The 17,016-nt window shown below is 52.1% G+C and carries 14 protein-coding genes, 4 tRNA genes and 1 other RNA gene; 10 read left to right on the forward strand and 9 right to left on the reverse strand.

The features are described 5' to 3' along the window. Positions 1-50 precede the first annotated feature (50 nt). Positions 51-236: non-coding RNA, 6S RNA (gene ssrS / locus PKY88_03590), on the reverse strand. A gap of 605 nt (positions 237-841) precedes the next feature. Here ssrS and PKY88_03595 point away from each other — a divergent pair. The 3 genes from PKY88_03595 (at position 842) to PKY88_03605 (ending at position 3,788) form a co-directional block, all read left to right on the forward strand. Then, positions 842-2,464: a hypothetical protein gene (locus PKY88_03595; protein HOQ04283.1), complete on the forward strand. Its 1,623-nt coding sequence runs from the start codon at positions 842-844 to the stop codon at positions 2,462-2,464. A gap of 70 nt (positions 2,465-2,534) precedes the next feature. After that, entirely contained in the window at positions 2,535-2,912 is a 378-nt protein-coding gene (locus PKY88_03600; GenBank protein ID HOQ04284.1) for a hypothetical protein, read from the forward strand. A gap of 489 nt (positions 2,913-3,401) precedes the next feature. After that, a complete protein-coding gene (locus PKY88_03605; protein HOQ04285.1) occupies positions 3,402-3,788 on the forward strand; it encodes a hypothetical protein in 387 nt (128 codons plus the stop codon). Between the two features lie 621 nt (positions 3,789-4,409). Here the strand turns inward: PKY88_03605 and PKY88_03610 are convergent. The 8 genes from PKY88_03610 to PKY88_03645 form a co-directional block, all read right to left on the reverse strand. Then, positions 4,410-4,482, reverse strand: a tRNA-Glu gene (locus tag PKY88_03610). A 7-nt stretch (positions 4,483-4,489) separates the two neighbouring features. Further along, a tRNA-Met gene (locus PKY88_03615) sits at positions 4,490-4,562 on the reverse strand. A 74-nt stretch (positions 4,563-4,636) separates the two neighbouring features. Then, positions 4,637-6,148, reverse strand: a complete 1,512-nt coding sequence (locus PKY88_03620) for a hypothetical protein (protein ID HOQ04286.1) — start codon at positions 6,146-6,148, stop codon at positions 4,637-4,639. A gap of 119 nt (positions 6,149-6,267) precedes the next feature. Next, the gene (locus PKY88_03625) at positions 6,268-6,807 is read right to left on the reverse strand and encodes a hypothetical protein (protein ID HOQ04287.1); all 540 of its coding nucleotides are present in this window, start codon (positions 6,805-6,807) and stop codon (positions 6,268-6,270) included. Between the two features lie 59 nt (positions 6,808-6,866). Then, the gene (locus tag PKY88_03630) at positions 6,867-7,259 is read right to left on the reverse strand and encodes a PaaI family thioesterase (protein HOQ04288.1); all 393 of its coding nucleotides are present in this window, start codon (positions 7,257-7,259) and stop codon (positions 6,867-6,869) included. A 32-nt stretch (positions 7,260-7,291) separates the two neighbouring features. Beyond that, entirely contained in the window at positions 7,292-9,841 is a 2,550-nt protein-coding gene (locus PKY88_03635; protein HOQ04289.1) for an ATP-dependent Clp protease ATP-binding subunit, read from the reverse strand. A 298-nt stretch (positions 9,842-10,139) separates the two neighbouring features. Next, positions 10,140-10,400 (reverse strand): hypothetical protein, encoded by a 261-nt coding sequence (locus PKY88_03640; GenBank protein HOQ04290.1) that lies wholly within the window; start codon positions 10,398-10,400, stop codon positions 10,140-10,142. 169 nt (positions 10,401-10,569) lie between these two features. After that, complete coding sequence (locus PKY88_03645) at positions 10,570-12,411, reverse strand: YgiQ family radical SAM protein (protein HOQ04291.1); 1,842 nt, start codon at positions 12,409-12,411, stop codon at positions 10,570-10,572. Positions 12,412-12,484: 73 nt separating this feature from the next. Here PKY88_03645 and PKY88_03650 point away from each other — a divergent pair. The 7 genes from PKY88_03650 to PKY88_03680 all read left to right on the forward strand — a co-directional run bounded on the left by PKY88_03650 (position 12,485) and on the right by PKY88_03680 (position 16,980). After that, positions 12,485-12,556: transfer RNA gene (locus tag PKY88_03650), tRNA-Ile, on the forward strand. A 77-nt stretch (positions 12,557-12,633) separates the two neighbouring features. Continuing rightward, positions 12,634-12,707, forward strand: a tRNA-Cys gene (locus tag PKY88_03655). 155 nt (positions 12,708-12,862) lie between these two features. Next, on the forward strand, positions 12,863-13,336 hold the full coding sequence (locus PKY88_03660) for a hypothetical protein (protein HOQ04292.1): 474 nt from the start codon (positions 12,863-12,865) through the stop codon (positions 13,334-13,336). A gap of 67 nt (positions 13,337-13,403) precedes the next feature. Beyond that, complete coding sequence (locus tag PKY88_03665) at positions 13,404-13,796, forward strand: acyl carrier protein (GenBank protein ID HOQ04293.1); 393 nt, start codon at positions 13,404-13,406, stop codon at positions 13,794-13,796. Positions 13,797-13,865: 69 nt separating this feature from the next. Beyond that, positions 13,866-14,354: a 3-hydroxyacyl-ACP dehydratase FabZ family protein gene (locus PKY88_03670; protein ID HOQ04294.1), complete on the forward strand. Its 489-nt coding sequence runs from the start codon at positions 13,866-13,868 to the stop codon at positions 14,352-14,354. Next, positions 14,354-15,676 carry a beta-ketoacyl-[acyl-carrier-protein] synthase family protein gene (locus PKY88_03675; GenBank protein HOQ04295.1) on the forward strand — a complete coding sequence of 441 codons (1,323 nt, stop codon included), beginning with the start codon at positions 14,354-14,356 and terminating at the stop codon, positions 15,674-15,676. Before PKY88_03670 ends, PKY88_03675 begins: the two co-directional genes overlap by 1 nt. Beyond that, positions 15,673-16,980: a beta-ketoacyl-[acyl-carrier-protein] synthase family protein gene (locus PKY88_03680; protein HOQ04296.1), complete on the forward strand. Its 1,308-nt coding sequence runs from the start codon at positions 15,673-15,675 to the stop codon at positions 16,978-16,980. Before PKY88_03675 ends, PKY88_03680 begins: the two co-directional genes overlap by 4 nt. Positions 16,981-17,016: the final 36 nt, after the last annotated feature.

Raw genomic sequence — 17,016 nt, forward strand, 5'->3', positions numbered from 1 at the left:
AAGGACGAAAAAGAAAAAAGGCCTGTACGGGACAGACCTTTTTTGATGTAGGTACCTCCGCAGATGCCGTGCGGAATCGATTGAAAGCAACCCTGTATGTTTAGGTGGGCGACCGTTGCGGGAGTCCGGAACGTCCTGTCAGGCAGGCATGTCCGATCCTAACCGACCTGGTCTCCCCGATAGGGTGCATCGGTTCTTTCAAATTAGCGTTTCCGTCACGCACACCGCAGGGGCCAACCTGCATCTTCAACTATAGCAAAGTATCGGTCAAAAAGCAAGAATTCTATTACTCAAAAAAAGAAATGAACCCAAGTTCTTTGCTTTCCAGAAGTTAATTTTTGAAGAGCACAAAACTCTGGAACTTATTGAATTCGGATTATTCATCCGAAGGCCGTATCTGGCCGCCCGCGCTGCCACCGAGCAGGCAATTGCCGTCAAAGATGATGTATTCGAACAACTAACGGAGGCCGTCAAGCGATATCCGCACACTGAAAATACGATTAATTTCGATGACGATAAGCTAAAACTGCTCGGCTGGTCGGACACCGACAGTATTGGCCCAGCCCGGAGAGGTGCGCCAACTCGAAGCGCCTAATAAGGACGACAGCTGGGTATTTCTGGACTTGAAAGCCCCCGCCGAAGACGGTAAAATAAATGCATATAAGATTCAGCGACGAAACCGCCCCGAAGGCGATTGGTAGGATATCACCACAGCAATCGAAACCGCAGCTACTTTGGAAAGAAATTGAAATCGAATATCGTGTTATAGCCGTAAATAAACCAGGCGAAAGTTCGCTGAGTAATACCGTGATAGTGGTTTTGTGAGAAAGGAGCAGTTCTTATGCTGCCCAAAAAGCAAATATTCCCACTGTTATGGATATCTTTCCTATCGGTTCATCCGCTAATTACCTTTGCTGTTGAAATCACTATTGGTGAGGAAACGCTTCAAGTCTCAGCACCAGACGGTTTCACAGAGCTTAAATCAATCTCTGAAGAACAATTTGCAATGTTCGAGGGCATGCTTCCCAAATCGAATCGTCTTCTTGCTGTCTTCATTTCTCAACAAGACGCAGGACGTCTTTTACGTGGTGAACCCGCTCAATTCCGGGAATATATGACCGTCCATTCTGTGAAAGAGCTGGAGAATCTGACGTTACCCAAATACCAGTTTGCCGAACTGCGATCCGTGTTGCGCAAGGAATATGATACGCTGCTCCAGAATCAAGAGGAATCTATAGACAAAATGACAAATGAGGCCGGAAAAGCTCTTTCTCAAAGATTTGGAGCCGAAGTCAATTTTAATGTAAACGGTGTCATACCTCTTGGAATTGACAAGGAGACAGCTTCCTACATCACTATGTCACAAATTGCAAAGTATAAATTGTCAGTTGATGGTGACCAAACAGAGCACACTGTGGCGGGGACAATAACCGTTTTATTGATAAAAGGAAAAGTCCTGTATCTGAGTGTATTTAAGACTTACGAAGAAGATAATGATCTTGAATGGACACGCAGTCGGTCAAAAAATTGGTTGTCATATGTCTTGTCCGCAAACGAGACCACTTGGCCACGATCTTTCGGGGTAATCGTACCTAAGGGAACGCAAGTCGATTTGGTTACAAAAGAACTTCTGTCGGAGGAACAAGCAGAATATAATCTGAAATCGCACCCAAAGGCATCTGGATTAGATGTCAGTTTGAAATACCCAAAGTCATGGCGAGCAGAAGAAGGAATTCATCCTCACATAGTACAGAAATTCACGGGAAAAGCGGTGGGCGGAATAATTCCTGGGTGCATGATTATCGTGCAAGATCTTCCAGTTTGGGCATCCCTGCTCCTCGAAGGCGATATAGGAGCGGAAGTTTTGTCCGAGAGTCTGCGCGAAATGATACCACCCAATGCAACTTATCTCGATGGTGGGAAAACCCAAATAGATGGTGAACCAGGAGCATGGCTCAAGTGTCACTATCAAGTTGAACGTGCTGGCATGAGAGCAGATATGTATTCACTAATGTATCTCCTATTCTATAACGGCAAGATGCTCTCAATTGAGTGCGCTGTCGTCGGTGTCACAGAAGACAAGGAAATAATAGAGGATGCTTTTGCTTCATATCTTCCACTTTTCCAAGCTATAGGTAACAGCGTTGTCATACACGACAAATGGGTAAAACCAACAAATGAGGGAGGCGGCTCTATAATGGAGATAGCCTTTGGAGAATACTGGTGGATAACTTTGATCGTCTCTGCCATTTTGACTTGGGGAGTTGGGTTAGCTCCGCCACTGTTAATCAGATTTGCTTTCCTTCGGCGTCCTATATCTAAGGGATGGGCCATTGGTATTGTGGTTTTTTTCTGGGTCATCAATATTATGTTTTTCACTGCGATTGGAAGCAAAAGCGAGACTCATACAGCACTTTTTCTTGTGGCATGGGCTTCCTATGCGATTTTGCGGAAAGGGGCGTGAAAACAGCAATCTATTCAACTTAAAAATGCCTCAGATCCAAAAATTGCAATCTGATGTAATACAGGAAAACATGGAAGCTTTTCAGAATTTTGAACCCGAAAAGCCACACCAAGACAGCCAATCTTTGCTCCAACCTCTCTTAACTGAACCTATGGGGAGCTATGCTACTGTTTTAACAGAACCAGAGATTAGCCCCTCGACTATTGGCACGCCGGATACAACCAACCTCAATGTAGAAGAAGAGCATAAGCAAGAGAAGAACTACGGAGGGATTCGGCGCACTGGATACTTCCTTGGAATGTTTGGGGTTGCTGTTATCAATGCTATTTTCAATGTCGCCGCCCGAGATGAACCAGCCGTGGAATTTTTCGGATTCATAATAACAGTGACGGCTTCTTTTATCCTGGTTGTGAGTCGTCTGCATAACATCGGCATAAGCGGGTGGTAGTCATTGCATACACTCGTGCCGATCGCGAGTCTTTTCGTGGGGGTCACGTGCTTTATGTGCCCAGAGGGATATCAAGACACCAAGAAACTTGACACCGCTGGCAAAATAATTGCCGGGATATTCATCGGCCTTGCCGTGGCAGGTTTGGTAATCTATTTTGCGACATAAATGTTACATCGTCGAATTAAAGGCTTACATTACATTATGGCATTGAAAAATAAAGAAACGACAGAAAAAAGCGTGTTTTTGGCCTAAAAATGGCGATTTGCCTGTTTACTCCATCGCAAAGTCGGTTAACTCCGTGGCGGAGTCGGCTTGCTTTGAGACAAAGCTAGCTAACTCTTTGATAAAAGATAAAATAGGCTTACTCTGAGGCAAAGTAAGCGTAACCTGTGACGGAGTCAGTGAACCTTGAGGCAGAGTCGGCTTACTACGAGGCAGAGCAAGCGTAACTTGAGGCAAAGTCAGCTAACTTTGTGCCGGCTTACAATGGTTTCGGGGCTTACCTCCAAAGCAGCGATTTACCCAGCGTCTCCGGTATTACCGGCGGCCTTGACTACGTTGGTCAGCGTATATACGACCGCCAAGAACGCCGCTATTGCAGCACAGGCTCGCGCAGAGAACGCAACCGCCGTCAAGGATGATGTGCAGGAGGATTTGTCTGATGCGATGAAAAGCGATATCCGATATGCCGAAAATACGGTCAATTACGATGATGACAAATTGAAACTTATCGGCTGGGCGGGCAAATCTTCCCCCGGCGCCGCTGGCAGCGCCCGGACAGGCACGTCTCTTGGAAACGCCCAAACAGGGCGAGGGCTGGGTTTTTCTGGACTGGTAGGCACCGATAGACGGCGGCGTGGTCAGTGCTTATAAAATCTCACGCAGGAAATGACCGGGCGGTTTTATATTTGCTTGCCGCCAGCACCGGCTTGCGACGCCAAGAGTTGCTGTCATTGCACTGGCGTGATATTCACCTTGACGAAAACCCGCCGTATGTATCTGTGCGGGCCGAAATAACCAAAAATAAGAAAACTGCTTGCCAACCGCTGCCGCAAGTCACAGCCGATGTTTTGGCATATTTCAAGACCTATTACCGAAAGCCCGCCAGCGAATATGAATTTGTCTTCTCATTCGGCGGACGTTGGATTGCAACATCCGAATGGCTAAAAGCCGACCTGCAAGCTGCCGGCTTGCCATTGGTAGACCGAGAGGGAAACGAAATTTCTTTCCTTTCGCTTCGAAACACCTACATCGCGCTGCTTGCAAGCCAAAACCTGCCGGTCAAGGTTCGTCAACAGTTAGCCCGCCACAGCGACCCCCGTTTGACGCTGAATACTTATGCCCGCACGCTGCCAGAAACCGAACAGAACGCCATCAAAGCGCTGCCCGATTTTGGGCAGGTTTTGTGGGATTTTTATGTTGCCAAAAGTGTTGCCAAACTGGGCGAAAAACAGCGGATTGCGTCAAAAATGCGGTTTTTAGCCAACCCTGCAATACCCCCAAGGGGACTCGAACCCCTGTTACCGGGATGAGAACCCGGCGTCCTAGGCCGCTAGACGATGGGGGCAAAAAAATGGCGGCGAGTGGATTTGAACCACTGACCCAGGGCTTATGAATCCCTTGCTCTGCCAGCTGAGCTACGCCGCCATCAGACAGACCTGTAGTATAATCCGCTCCCGTAATTTGGCAAGCAAAAAACTCCCGCCTTCCGCAAAGACGCATCAAAAACCCGTTGGCCCTCCTGACAAGCCATTCTGGATTTCTTCGGTCTGATTTTCATCAAGGCCTTCATTCCCCGTTTGACTTTCTTGATTCAAAATCTCTTGCTCTTCAGCCGGAATCTCTTCCATTTGCTCTTCAGAAAGACCGTTTGGTTCAGCCGTTTCCGGTTCCTTGACAGCAGTTTCTTTGGGGATTAATACCTCCTGTTCTTCTTTTTTCTGAGCATCCGGCATCATCTCCGGTTTCGTCTGTTCCTGAGAAGCCGCCTCTGTTTCCCCGGGTCCCCGATTGGGCTCTAACGATACATACTCTATTTCCGTCTCCTGAGCCGGAACAATCCCCCGCAGGCGTTGTTCGATTTGCTCAATGGCCAAAAGAAACGGGTCCTCGTCCGTAGACGAGGGAAACCATCTTCGGGAGGCCCTTTCCAGCGGTCCGATAGCGGAGGCATCTCCAAAACGCCCTAAAAAAACCGCTGCCGCCACCTGGGCCGGATAGGGTCCGGACTGAAGAATCCGTAAAAGCTCAGGTACATCTCCTACAGAACCCGCCGCAAAAACCTGATTCAACGTTTCTTTGAGGTCTTCAGCAGATTCTTTTTTTTCTTGAGGTTCCAAACGGCGGGAAGAAACCGGAGCCGGATGAATGGAAACGGCCGTTTTTTCTTCAGACGGGACGAGCTTTAAAAGAAAAGAAACAAGTACCGCTATTCCCAAACAAAGAACCACTCCGACCGGCCGCAATAAATGCTTTCTCAGCAGAATCCGCTCGGCTCGAATACTTGAGCTCCTCAGATCGGCCTGATGCAAAAGCGTCTCTTCCAGTGCGCGTCGTTTCTCCAAAGGCAATTGGAGAAACGGCGGAATCGAGCGGAAGATTTTTTCCAGATTCCTCTCAAAAAGGTCCAGTCGAAACTCGGCAGGTATTTCTGCAGGAGCCGTTTGCAATTTCTTGAGCCAGGCGGACAAGAACCGTCGAAAATAATAGCGGGCCTGGGCCAAATCCTCCTCATTCCCTTCCGGTAAAGATTCAAAGAAGACTGTAGACATCTCTTCTGTCTCAATCCGGTAGTAGCGGGAAAGCAAAAGCCGTCGATACGGCTCATCCAGTTCCGCAAGAACCGCCTGAATCAGATGAACCGTCAGCGGATTTTCCAAATACTCTTCCGGGAAATCATTTGTCCCGATTCGAGCCAGTGAATACAAAACCTCTGCTGCTTTTGGAACATTCCGAAGATTTTCCGGCGAAAATGCCGGTACTGTCAGCGCGGCCGCCTCCCCAAGAAGCCAAGAATACATCGAACCCGCCGACGGCTCATATTCTTCAATTTTCGAATAAGCCGTCTGAAGCAGATGAGCTGTTTTTTCCTGCGCCTCCTCTTGCCGCAAACCGGAATGACGAACAATCCAGGTGTACAGACAGTCTGCATACGCGTAAAACCATCGGCGAAGCATCCGAACATCCCCGCTTCGCAGCTGTCTGACTTCTGTTTTGGACCAACTCTTCCTCAATCTGTCCTTTCCTTTCTTCTAATAAATCGTCCAGATTAAGGAGAAAACGTAAATCTTTTGTCCAGTATCAACCCAAAAAAATGACATCCCTCTTAGGATGTCATTTTATTCAATAGTTGTCAATTCTTAGCCGGCTGTTCCTTTGAACCGTCCTCTTTTTGTTCTGCTGACTGAGGTTGAGCAGAGGAATCCGCATTTGTCTGCTGACGACGCTCCCGCAGCCGCTGTTCAATGCGTCTCTGCATTTCCGCTCGTCTTTGCTGCAGCAGTTCAATGTTTTGTTTGTACTCGGCATTGTGTTTATCAATCAGTTTCTGGACGGCCTCTGCTGTTTTAGAAGCATTTTCCTCCTGTGCCAATTTTAGAATGGAAGTCAGTTCTGCAATTAATGCCTGATGGCGTGTCTCGAGGGCCGTCAACGGAGTTGTACCCGGCTGCATTTGCTCCCGGGCAAACGGACGGGGAATCGGAGCATTGGGGTCGCTCCTGCTGACACGGGGTCTCGGCTGAAGCCGTTCCCGCAGCCGAATCGGACGCGCCGGCATCTGTGTTTCGGCCTGTTTGTTCTCAGGCGAAGCAGTCTCCGTCTCAGCTGCCGTCACCCAAATCCCCAATCCCAAAAGCAGCACCGTTATTCCCCAAAACCATCTCTTTTTCATTCGCCAGTCTCCTCAATGAAACAGTCAATCTTATCTCATTCCGAAACAGAACGAAGCCGTCAACCATTCCGAAGCTTCCGATAAACCAGGCCTTCAAAGACAGCGGAGGTTTGGCCCTCCTCATCCGTTATGGTAATCAAATAACTGCCGATTCGGCCTTCCCGATTCCGTTCCTCGGCCTTCGCATAAAGGACGCCTCCGCTGACGGCCTTCAGATAGGAAATGTTGATATTGATGGCCACCGCGACATGGTCATAGGAGTTGGCGGCAGCGGCAAAAACCGCATCCGCCAGCGTGAAAATCGCCGCTCCGTGAACGATTCCGACGGCATTCAGATGCTCCGGACGAATCACCAGACGGGCACGGGCCGTCCCTTCCCCGGCCTCCAGCAGCTCAACCCCGCATAGGCGGGCAAATGCATCCTTCTGGAAAACCTCCCTGCCTTTCTCCATACAATCCGCCTTTCCCTGGCTGACATTTTTATTTATTGAGCAGGCGTATTGCCGGCTGTATCTGTATGCACAACAGCGGTTTCCTCAGGGGCTTTCTCCTCCCCGTCAATCCCTTCAAACCGCAGATGTTCTTCATCCTGCACGGTGATGCGGATGACCTTTTTGCCTTTGAATTTCCCGCGCAGCAGGTCTTCCGAAATCGGGTCTTCAATGTACCGTTCGATCGCCCGACGCAGCGGGCGAGCCCCGAACTCCGGATTATACCCCTTGTTAATCAGGAACTCCTTGGCGGCCTCATCCAGCTCCAGACGCAGGCCGTGCTCAATGAGCCGCTTGAAGACTTTGCGGAGCTCATAATCAACAATCGTCTGCAGATTTTCACGCGTCAGCGGCCTAAAGACGATCACCGCATCCAGACGGTTCAGGAATTCCGGACGGAAGTGCCGTTCGATTTCCTTATCCAGCAGCTCTTTCATCTTTTCATAGTTGGCCTGCTCCGTCCGCTTGCCGAAGCCGAATCCGGACTGGTTCTTGATCAGCTCAGCGCCGATATTGCTGGTCATAATCAGGATGACGTTCTTGAAATCGACATGGCGTCCGAAGGAGTCCGTCAGACGGCCTTCCTCCATAATCTGCAGAAGCATATTGTACACATCGGAGTGGGCCTTCTCGATTTCATCCAGCAGCAGTACGGCATACGGCCGACGGCGGATTCGCTCGGTCAGCTGACCGCCTTCTTCGTAGCCGACATACCCGGGCGGAGCCCCCACCAGCCGGCTGACGTTGTGCTTTTCCATATACTCGCTCATATCAATCTGAATGAGCGCATCGGCATCGCCGAACATAAATTCGGCCAATGCACGGGCCAGAAGCGTCTTGCCCACACCGCTGGGACCAATGAAGATAAAGCTGCCCATCGGACGGTTCGGGTCTTTCAGTCCGCTGCGGCTTCGGCGCACCGCCTTGGCCACCGCACTGATGGCCTCATCCTGAGACACCACCGTCTTGTGCAGCTCGGCTTCCAGTTCGAGCAGTTTTTCAGCTTCTTCTTTCTCCAGACGCGTCAGCGGCACGCCGGTCATCTTGCTGACCACTTCGGCGACAACATCCACATCCACGACACCGACCTTGTCGTTGTTCTGTTCCTGCCACTGCCTCTGGACTTCAGCCTTTTCATCCAGAATCCGCTGGATGTCATCCCGCAAAGCCGCCGCCCGTTCGTAATCCGCATTTCGAACGGCCTCATCTTTCTCGGCCTGAAGCTTTTCAATCCTGGCCTCGAATTCCGCCAAATCCGGCGGCGGCGTCATATTCTTCAGACGCACACGAGCCCCGGCCTCGTCAATCACATCAATGGCCTTATCCGGCAGGCAGCGCCCGGAAATATACCGGCTGGACAGCTCAACCGCCTGATAAAGGGCCTCATCCGTAAACCGGACGCGGTGATGCTGTTCGTAGCGGTCCCGCAGTCCGCGGAGAATCTGCACGGTTTCCTCCTTGCTCGGAGGTTCCACAATAATCGTCTGGAAACGACGCTCCAGCGCCGCATCCTTCTCTACGTATTTGCGGTATTCATCAAACGTTGTCGCACCGATGCACTGCACCTCGCTGCGTGCCAGAGCGGGTTTCAGGACGTTGGAGGCATCGATGGCCCCTTCCGCCCCGCCGGCCCCCACCAGCGTATGAAGCTCATCAATGAACAGAATGACATTGCCGGCACGGCGCACTTCATTAATCACGGCTTTGATGCGCTCCTCAAACTGGCCGCGGTATTTCGTACCGGCCACCATCATCGCCAGGTCCAGAACAACCAGACGCTTATCCCGCAGAATCTCCGGCACCTCGTGCGAAACAATCCGCTGGGCCAGCCCTTCCACAATTGCCGTCTTTCCGACGCCGGCTTCACCCAGCAGCACAGGATTGTTTTTCGTACGCCGGCAGAGAATCTGCACCAGGCGTTCGATTTCCGTTTGCCGCCCTATCACAGGGTCCAGTTCATCTTTGGCTGCCAGCTCCGTCAAATCCCGACCGAAGCTGTCCAGCGCCGGTGTTTTGCTTTTGGCCTTGACCGACTGAGCGGACGAAGGCGGTATCGATGGATTCATTTTCATCCCCATAGCCGGATAGCTGCTGTTATCCTCGACTCCGGCTCCCAGCAGATTCAGCACTTCCTGTCGTACATCTTCCAGTTTCAAACCCAGATTCATCAGAACCTGAGCCGCTATGCCCTCCGTCTCGCGAAGAAGCCCCAGGAGGATATGCTCGGTTCCCACATAGTTATGATTCAGTGCGCGGGCCTCTTCGATCGCATACTCGATGACCTTTTTGGCTCTTGGAGTCTGCGGCAGCTTGCCCATCGTGACCATATCGGGACCGCTCTTGACCAGTTTTTCAATCCCCAGTCGAAGCTTCTTGAGGTCCACATCCATGTTCTTCAAAACATTCGCGGCTACCCCGCTGCCTTCCTTGACCAACCCCAAGAGAATATGTTCTGTCCCGATATATTCATGATTGAAACGCTGAGCTTCCTGGTTGGCCAAGGCCATCACCTTTCTGGCTCTGTCCGTAAAACGCTCAAACATATTTATCCCTCTTGTCTATCGTGTATATCCGGTTATTGAACAAGTTCTATTATGCACATTTTTCAGCGAAAGTCAAAATGGCTTATCCGCCATTCGGCAGCAACCCCCTTTCTTAGTATATATAATCTCCATTTTGCGGCTTGTTCAATCAACAAAAAAGACAATTTCAAACTTATTATACACCTTTTCTATCGACTTCTATCGACAAAAAACTTTGCCTACTTTCGTGAAAAGAGAAAAAGGGGAGAAAAGCAAAAGAAATGGGAAAGTCTGGAAAAGGGGAAAATAGCCGACAAAACTATTCTTGTTTCTCTTCGAGGAGTTTCTTCAGATAGGCGTTTTCCCGACGAGTTGCCTCCAGATCAAAAATCAGGTACTTGACACTGATGCGGAGGTAATCGAGAGAATCCTGGAGGGCACAAAGACTGTTTTTCAGCTTTTTCTGATTGTCCTTATGCTGATTGGCGATTTCGAGGAGCTTTTGGTGAGTGGAATCCGGCAAAGCACCCAGCTCACGAACCAATTCCTCGAGTTTTTCTTCAAAAAACTCTTGGTCCATCACGTCCTCATCTCCGAAGCCGTTTTGCATGTTCACTAATTTATCAAGGACATGCCATGTTTAATATACCCTTTTTTACAGGACGAATCAAGACATCCGTCGGGAAAACGCCCGGATACACAAACTTTTTCCAAACGGAAGTCGGTCTATAGCGATTATAGGCCTTTTCTCATTCGAAGGGGTGTGCCGCCTTGTCGGCTTTGGAGTGAATGCCGAACCGATCCTGGATGTACCCGATTTGCTTTCGCAGCTGCTCGAGCCCTTTTTCTTTGAGAAACGGCTCGAGGATTTTCCGGTTCGCCTTATCATAATATTGCAGCAACGCAAATTGGAGCTTCTTTTCCCGAAGTCCTTTTGGAATAGGAATCGGCTTGCCCTGCGGGGAACAGCCGCTCACAAACATGGCCGTTGAAAGGGTCAGCGGAATCGGCACAAAATCCTGAACCTGTCGGGGTTTCCAGTTTCGTCGAATCAGGTAGTCCGTCAGCCGAACGGCCTCTTCCGTACTGCAGCCAGGATGGCCGCTGATGAAATAGGGAACCAGATATTGCTTTTTTCCCGCCTTTCTGGATATCTCTGAAAACTTTTTTTCAAACTGCTCAAAAACCTCAAAAGACGGCTTATTCATCAAAGTCAGGACATCCGGGCAAAAATGCTCCGGAGCCACTTTCAGATGCCCGCCCACAAACTCCCGCACGAGCAATTCAAGATATCGGCTATCCCTTAAGGCCAAATCGTGTCGAATGCCGGAGGCCACAACCATCCGAACCGGTCGTTTCTGGCTTTTTGCCCAGTCTCGCAGTGCCTCCAGCAGGCAAATCAGCCGCCTGTGGTCCGCCTGCAGATAGGGACATACCTCCGGACAGATACAGCTGCTTCGTCCGCAAGCCCTGCCCTTTCTGCCGCACTGCATCCCGTACATATTCGCGGTTGGCCCTCCGATATCCTGGATCGTGCCCTTAAAATCCGGATGGGCCGCGATGGCCGCCGCCTCCTGCAGAATCGACTCCATCGAACGGCTGGAAATAAACTTGCCCTGATGAAAATAAATTGAACAAAAACTGCACCCTCCAAAACATCCTCGATGGGTGGCAATGCTGAATCGAACCGGCTCGAGGGCCGCAATGCCCCCCTGCTTATCATATTTGGGATGCCAGCATCGGGTAAACGGAAGGGCATAAACGGCATCGATTTCCTCCTCCGTGAGCGGTTCGGCAGGCGGATTGACGACCACTATTTCCTGTCCCTGACTTTGAACCACAGGCCGTCCCATCGGATGGGTTTCTTTTTGATAGGCCAGATGGGCTTTCATAAAAAGGCCGCTGTCTGCCCGCAGGTCCTCCCACCCCGGCAGTTCGACTGCTTCCGCCGGCCGCGCGAGCCCCCCTATCAGCCGATAGGCAATTCCGGGAATGTCTGTCAAGTCCGCCAAAGATTGTCCGGCATCAAGCCGGCGGGCAATCTGGAGAATCTGCCGTTCCGCCATTCCGAAAACCAGCAAATCCGCCTTGGCCTCAATCAAAATGGAGCGCTTCAGCCGGTCCTCCACATAGTCGTAATGAACCAGCCGCCTCAAACTGGCCTCCAGCCCGCCTAAAACAATCGGAATACCCTTAAAGGCCTCCCGACAGCGAGCTGTATAAGCCGCCAGCGGTTTGTCCGGACGCAAATCGGTCCGGCCGCCCGGACTGTAATCATCCTTTTTCCGTCGATGGCCCATTGAGGCGTACATCGCCAGCCGGGAGTCAATGCAGCCGGAAGTAATCCCCCAAAACAGCCGCGGCGGCCCAAATTGCCGAAACGGCTCGACCTGCCGCCAGTCCGGCTGGTCCAGTATCACCACCCGAAACCCGTGTCTCTGAAGCCATCGGCCTATCAAAGACACACCAAAAGCCGGATGGTCCACATAGGCATCCCCCGTAATCAGGATGATGTCCGGGCGTTCCCATCCGAGGGCTCGCATCTCCTGCGGAGAGGCAGGCAAAAAACAATTGTCTTTTTTGGGACCCATTTTCTCGACACTCATTGACGACAAGGCCAGTTTACTATACCATATCTCTTTCGTCGAGTTCGCTCTTTTTTCCGGGCCCGTAGCTCAGCGGTAGAGCAGGGGACTCATAATCCCTTGGTCCAAGGTTCGAATCCTTGCGGGCCCATTTTTCGAGAGAAAACCGCGGGAAAAGCAATTTCTGCTTGAAATAAAAACCGCCTCAAGATAGGATATGGGCTGTCCGGCGGCGTACCCAAGCGGCTCAAGGGGACGGTTTGCAAAACCGTTATTCGTCGGTTCGAATCCGACCGCCGCCTTTTGAAATCTATCTGTAAAAATCTCTCCGATTCGAGATTTTCTTGCCTGCAGATAGGACCTTCCCGACCTTAGCAGATACTGAAGGTCTTGTTTTTTTGGAATTTGCGTCAAAAAATGCTGGAAAACCGTTTGAATCTTACTACAATTTCTGGGCATGAAATTTGTTCTGATTGATAAAATTACGGCTCTGAAACCGCGGGAATCTCTTACGGCTGTGAAAAGTGTTTCGCTGGCCGAGGAGTACCTGGCGGACCATTTTCCGATTTTCCCGGTCCTGCCCGGCGTTTTGCTGCTGGAAGGTCTGATTGAGTCGGCTTCCTGGCTGGTTCGTCAGGCCGAAGATTTTGCGCACAGCATGATTCTGCTCGAATCGGCCCGCAATGTCCGGTATAAGAGTTTTGCGGCTCCCGGAATGCAGATTCAGTACCGAGTGGACGCTCACTCCATTGAGCCGAACACCAGCAGCTTCAGCGGCGAGGGAATCTGCGGGAATGAATCCATTGTCGAGGCCAAATTTACGCTGCGGCATTTTAACCTCAGCGATGAAAACCCCAGAATGGCTCGTCTGGATGGACAAATCATTGAACAGATGAAACAGCGCTGGAAACTTTTATACTCAGAAGCATAAAGTCAGCCCCGGGCCGGCGGCTTTGGGCAGCAAAATCAGGGATTGAAATCTACGGAGAAATCGAATTATGGCAATCAGCCGCGAGGAAATTTTCAAGAAAGTTCAGGATGTTTTGGTGGATGCACTCGGTTTGGATGAAGAGGATGTGACGGAAGAGGCCACCCTGATGGGGGATTTAGGAGCGGAAAGCATCGACTTTCTCGACATTGTGTTCCGTCTCGAAAAAACGTTCAACATCAAGGTCCCCCGCGAAGAGCTCTTCCCCGCCGAAAGTGTGCTGAACAACCCGGAATTTGTCAGCGGCGGAAAGCTGACAGCCAAGGGGCTGGCGGAACTGAAGGCCCGTATGCCTCATACAGACCTGAGCAATTTTGCCAAAGACCCCGACGTCAACAAAATTGCCGACCTGTTTACCGTCGGCGCCATTGTCAACTTTCTGGATGCAAAACTGAACGGCTGATTCCGCAGTGTTGAAGAACCTTTTGGGCGCCGGGCTGTTTCGGCCCTGCCGTTTTTTTCCCGATAAAAAATGCGATGGATTTGGATTGACAAGTTTCTTGAGTTTGAAAGCGGCAAACGAGCCGTGGCCCTCAAAAATGTCACGCTCGCTGAAGAACACCTGCACGACCATTTTCCGGGGTTTCCGGTGATGCCGGAATGTCTGATAATTGAGGCAATGGCCCAGACCGCCGGCATTCTGGTCGGACAGGCCCGGAATTTTCAGGAAAAAGTTATCCTGGCCAAAATCAAAAAGGCGGTCTTTTACCATTATGTTCGGCCTGGTGATACGATTACCCTTCATGCCCAGATTGAAAGCATCTCCCCGGAAGCTGCCAGCACCGAAGGGGAAATTCGCCGCGGACAGGAGCTGATCGCACGCATCAGCCTGATGTTCAGCCACATCGATAAAAACCTCTCCGGCAAGCGGTTCCCGGAAGAAAATTTCGTCTTCACCGATACCTTCTGTTCGCTGCTTGACGGATTTGTGCAGCAGGAATCTTCGGAGGGCCGCTCCTGATGGCAGGACGCCGTGTGGTCATTACAGCCGTCGGAGCCGTCAGCCCCCTCGGATTAACCAGCGGTCAGATGTGGGAGGGTCTTCTGCAGGGTCGCTGCGGAATCGGGCGGATTCGAGCGTTTGACCCCGCGAAAATGCCCTGTCAGATTGCCGGCGAAGTCCCGGAATACAACATCCGGGACTATGTCCCCAAAGCCTATCGAAAAGCCGCCAAACTGATGTGCCGCGACATTGAATTGTCGGTGATTGCGGCCGATGAGGCCGTCCGGGCCTCCGGTCTGGTTACCAAAGCCATAGACCCGGAGCATCCGACCCTTCCGTCGGAAAGAACCGGCATTGATTTTGCCTCCGGAATCATCAGCTGTGAGCTGCCGGAAATTGCTCCTTCTGTGGCGGTTTCGGCGGAAAACGGACGGTTTGACATGAAAAAATGGGGTCGGGAAGGCATCCCGACCGTCACTCCCCTTTGGCTGCTCAAATACCTGCCGAATATGCTGGCCTGCCATATCGGAATCATTCACGATATCCAGGGCCCCAGCAATACCATCACCTGCGGCGAGGTCAGCTCGCATATTGCCATCAGCGAAGGGGCGGAAATGATTCAGCGCGGACATGCCGACATTGTCCTGGCCGGCGGCGGGGAAGCCAAAGTCAACCCGCTTCTGATGGTGCGTCAATGCCTGCTGAAGCGTTCCACTTTTTCGGGAAATCACAACCCGCAGGCGGCCTGCCGGCCTTTCGACGCCAAAGCCGACGGTTCGGTCTTCGGCGAGGGGGCGGGCGTGCTGATCCTCGAAGACCTCGATTTTGCCAAAAAACGCGGGGCCGCCATCCTGGCTGAATATGCCGGCGGGGCGTCCAGTGCTGCCGACACCGACGATTACATCCACTTGAAAAACGGGGGGGGGCTGGAAATTGCCGTCCGGCAGGCCCTCGAAGAGGCCCGCGTCCGACCGGAAGAGCTGGATTTGATTATCCCGCACGGAACGGCAGTTCCCTCGGATGACCGCATTGAAGCAGATGTGCTGCAAAATGTACTCGGCAGCGCCGTCAGCCGGGTGCCCGTCTGGCCCCTGAAAGGCCAGCTGAGCCATGCCGGCTCTGCCGCCGGTGCGCTGGACCTGGCGGCCGCTGTACTGGCCATCCGAAACCAAACCATCGGGGCCGCTTTTAATCTGGAAACTCCGCTGGACGGCTGCCGGCTTCTCTTCCCGAAAAAGGCCGCCGCACATCCTGTTCGAACCGTTCTCTGCTGCGGATACAGCTTCGGAGGCCAGACCGCCGCCGTCGTCCTGAAGCGATACGAGGAGAAATCAGAATGAAGGAACGGGTGGTCATTACAGGAATGGGACTTGTTTGTCCGTTAGGCAACGATGTCGCCTCCACATGGGAAGGCCTGATAACCGGCCGGAACGGAATGAATTATACCACGCTCTTTGATGCCTCCACGTATCCGACGACCTTTGATGCAGAAGTCAAAAATTTTGACCTGAATAAGGTTTTGAAATATCCGCAGCGTCATCGGCACTGCAACCGCGGCAGCTCGTTTGCTCTGGGCGCCGCTCAGGAAGCGTGTCGGCAGGCCGGTATCGAGACCGAAACGGACACCCCCGCCGACGGGATTGACCGGCGGCGTATGGGCATTTATCTGGGCGCCGGCGAAGGGGCCATGGACAGCGACGCCTTCTTCACCGCCATTGTCAAGGCCTGGAACAGCCAAACCCAGCAAATGGACTGGGCTGTCTGGACGGATACCACCTTTGCGATGATGTCGGCTGAACACGAACTGGAGCAGGAAACGAACATGCCCGCCGCTCACCTGGCCGTTCTGACGGGAGCCCGCGGAATCATCCGCAGCTGTCTGACGGCCTGTGCCGCCAGTACGCAGGCCGTCGGCGAGGCCGCTATGCTGATTCGGCAGGGGAAAGCGGATATTATGATTGCCGGCGGGGCCCATTCGATGATTCATCCGCTCGGTGTGATGGGCTTTAATCGGCTGACCGCCCTGTCCACTCGAAACGACAGCCCGTGGACAGCTTCACGTCCCTTCACCGCCAGCCGAGACGGTTTTGTTCTCGGCGAGGGCGGAGCGATTGTCATTCTCGAATCCTTATCCTCCGCTCAAAAACGCGGGGCAAACATTCTGGCCGAAGTGATCGGCTTCGGCAGCAGCAGCGATGCCTTTCGGGTCACGGATATGCATGAAGAGGCGCGCGGGGCTGTGCAGGCCATGCGGGCCGCCCTGCAGGATGCGGGCATCGGCATCGAAGACATCGACTACATCAGCACACACGGCACCGGCACCGCCGAAAACGACTCCATCGAGACGCTGGCCATCAAGAAAGTCTTCGGGCCGCGCGCCTACCAAATCCCCTGCAGCAGCCCCAAAAGCCAGTTCGGCCATCTCATCGGCGCCACCGGCTGTGCGGAACTGATTACCTGCGTGATGGCCATCCAGACCCAAACCCTGCCGCCCACGATGAATCTTCACGATCCGGACCCGGCGCTGGACCTGGACTATGTGCCCAATCAGCCCCGAAAAGCCAGGGTCGAGACGGTTCTGAAAGAATCCTTTGGATTCGGCGGTCAGAATAATGTCCTTGTCATCCGACGGTTCGGGCCGTAAACTGGTTTGGCGGAAGCTTGTTTCCGGAGAAAAACA

Source organism: Anaerohalosphaeraceae bacterium (genome assembly GCA_035378985.1).
GTDB lineage: Bacteria > Planctomycetota > Phycisphaerae > Sedimentisphaerales > Anaerohalosphaeraceae > JAHDQI01.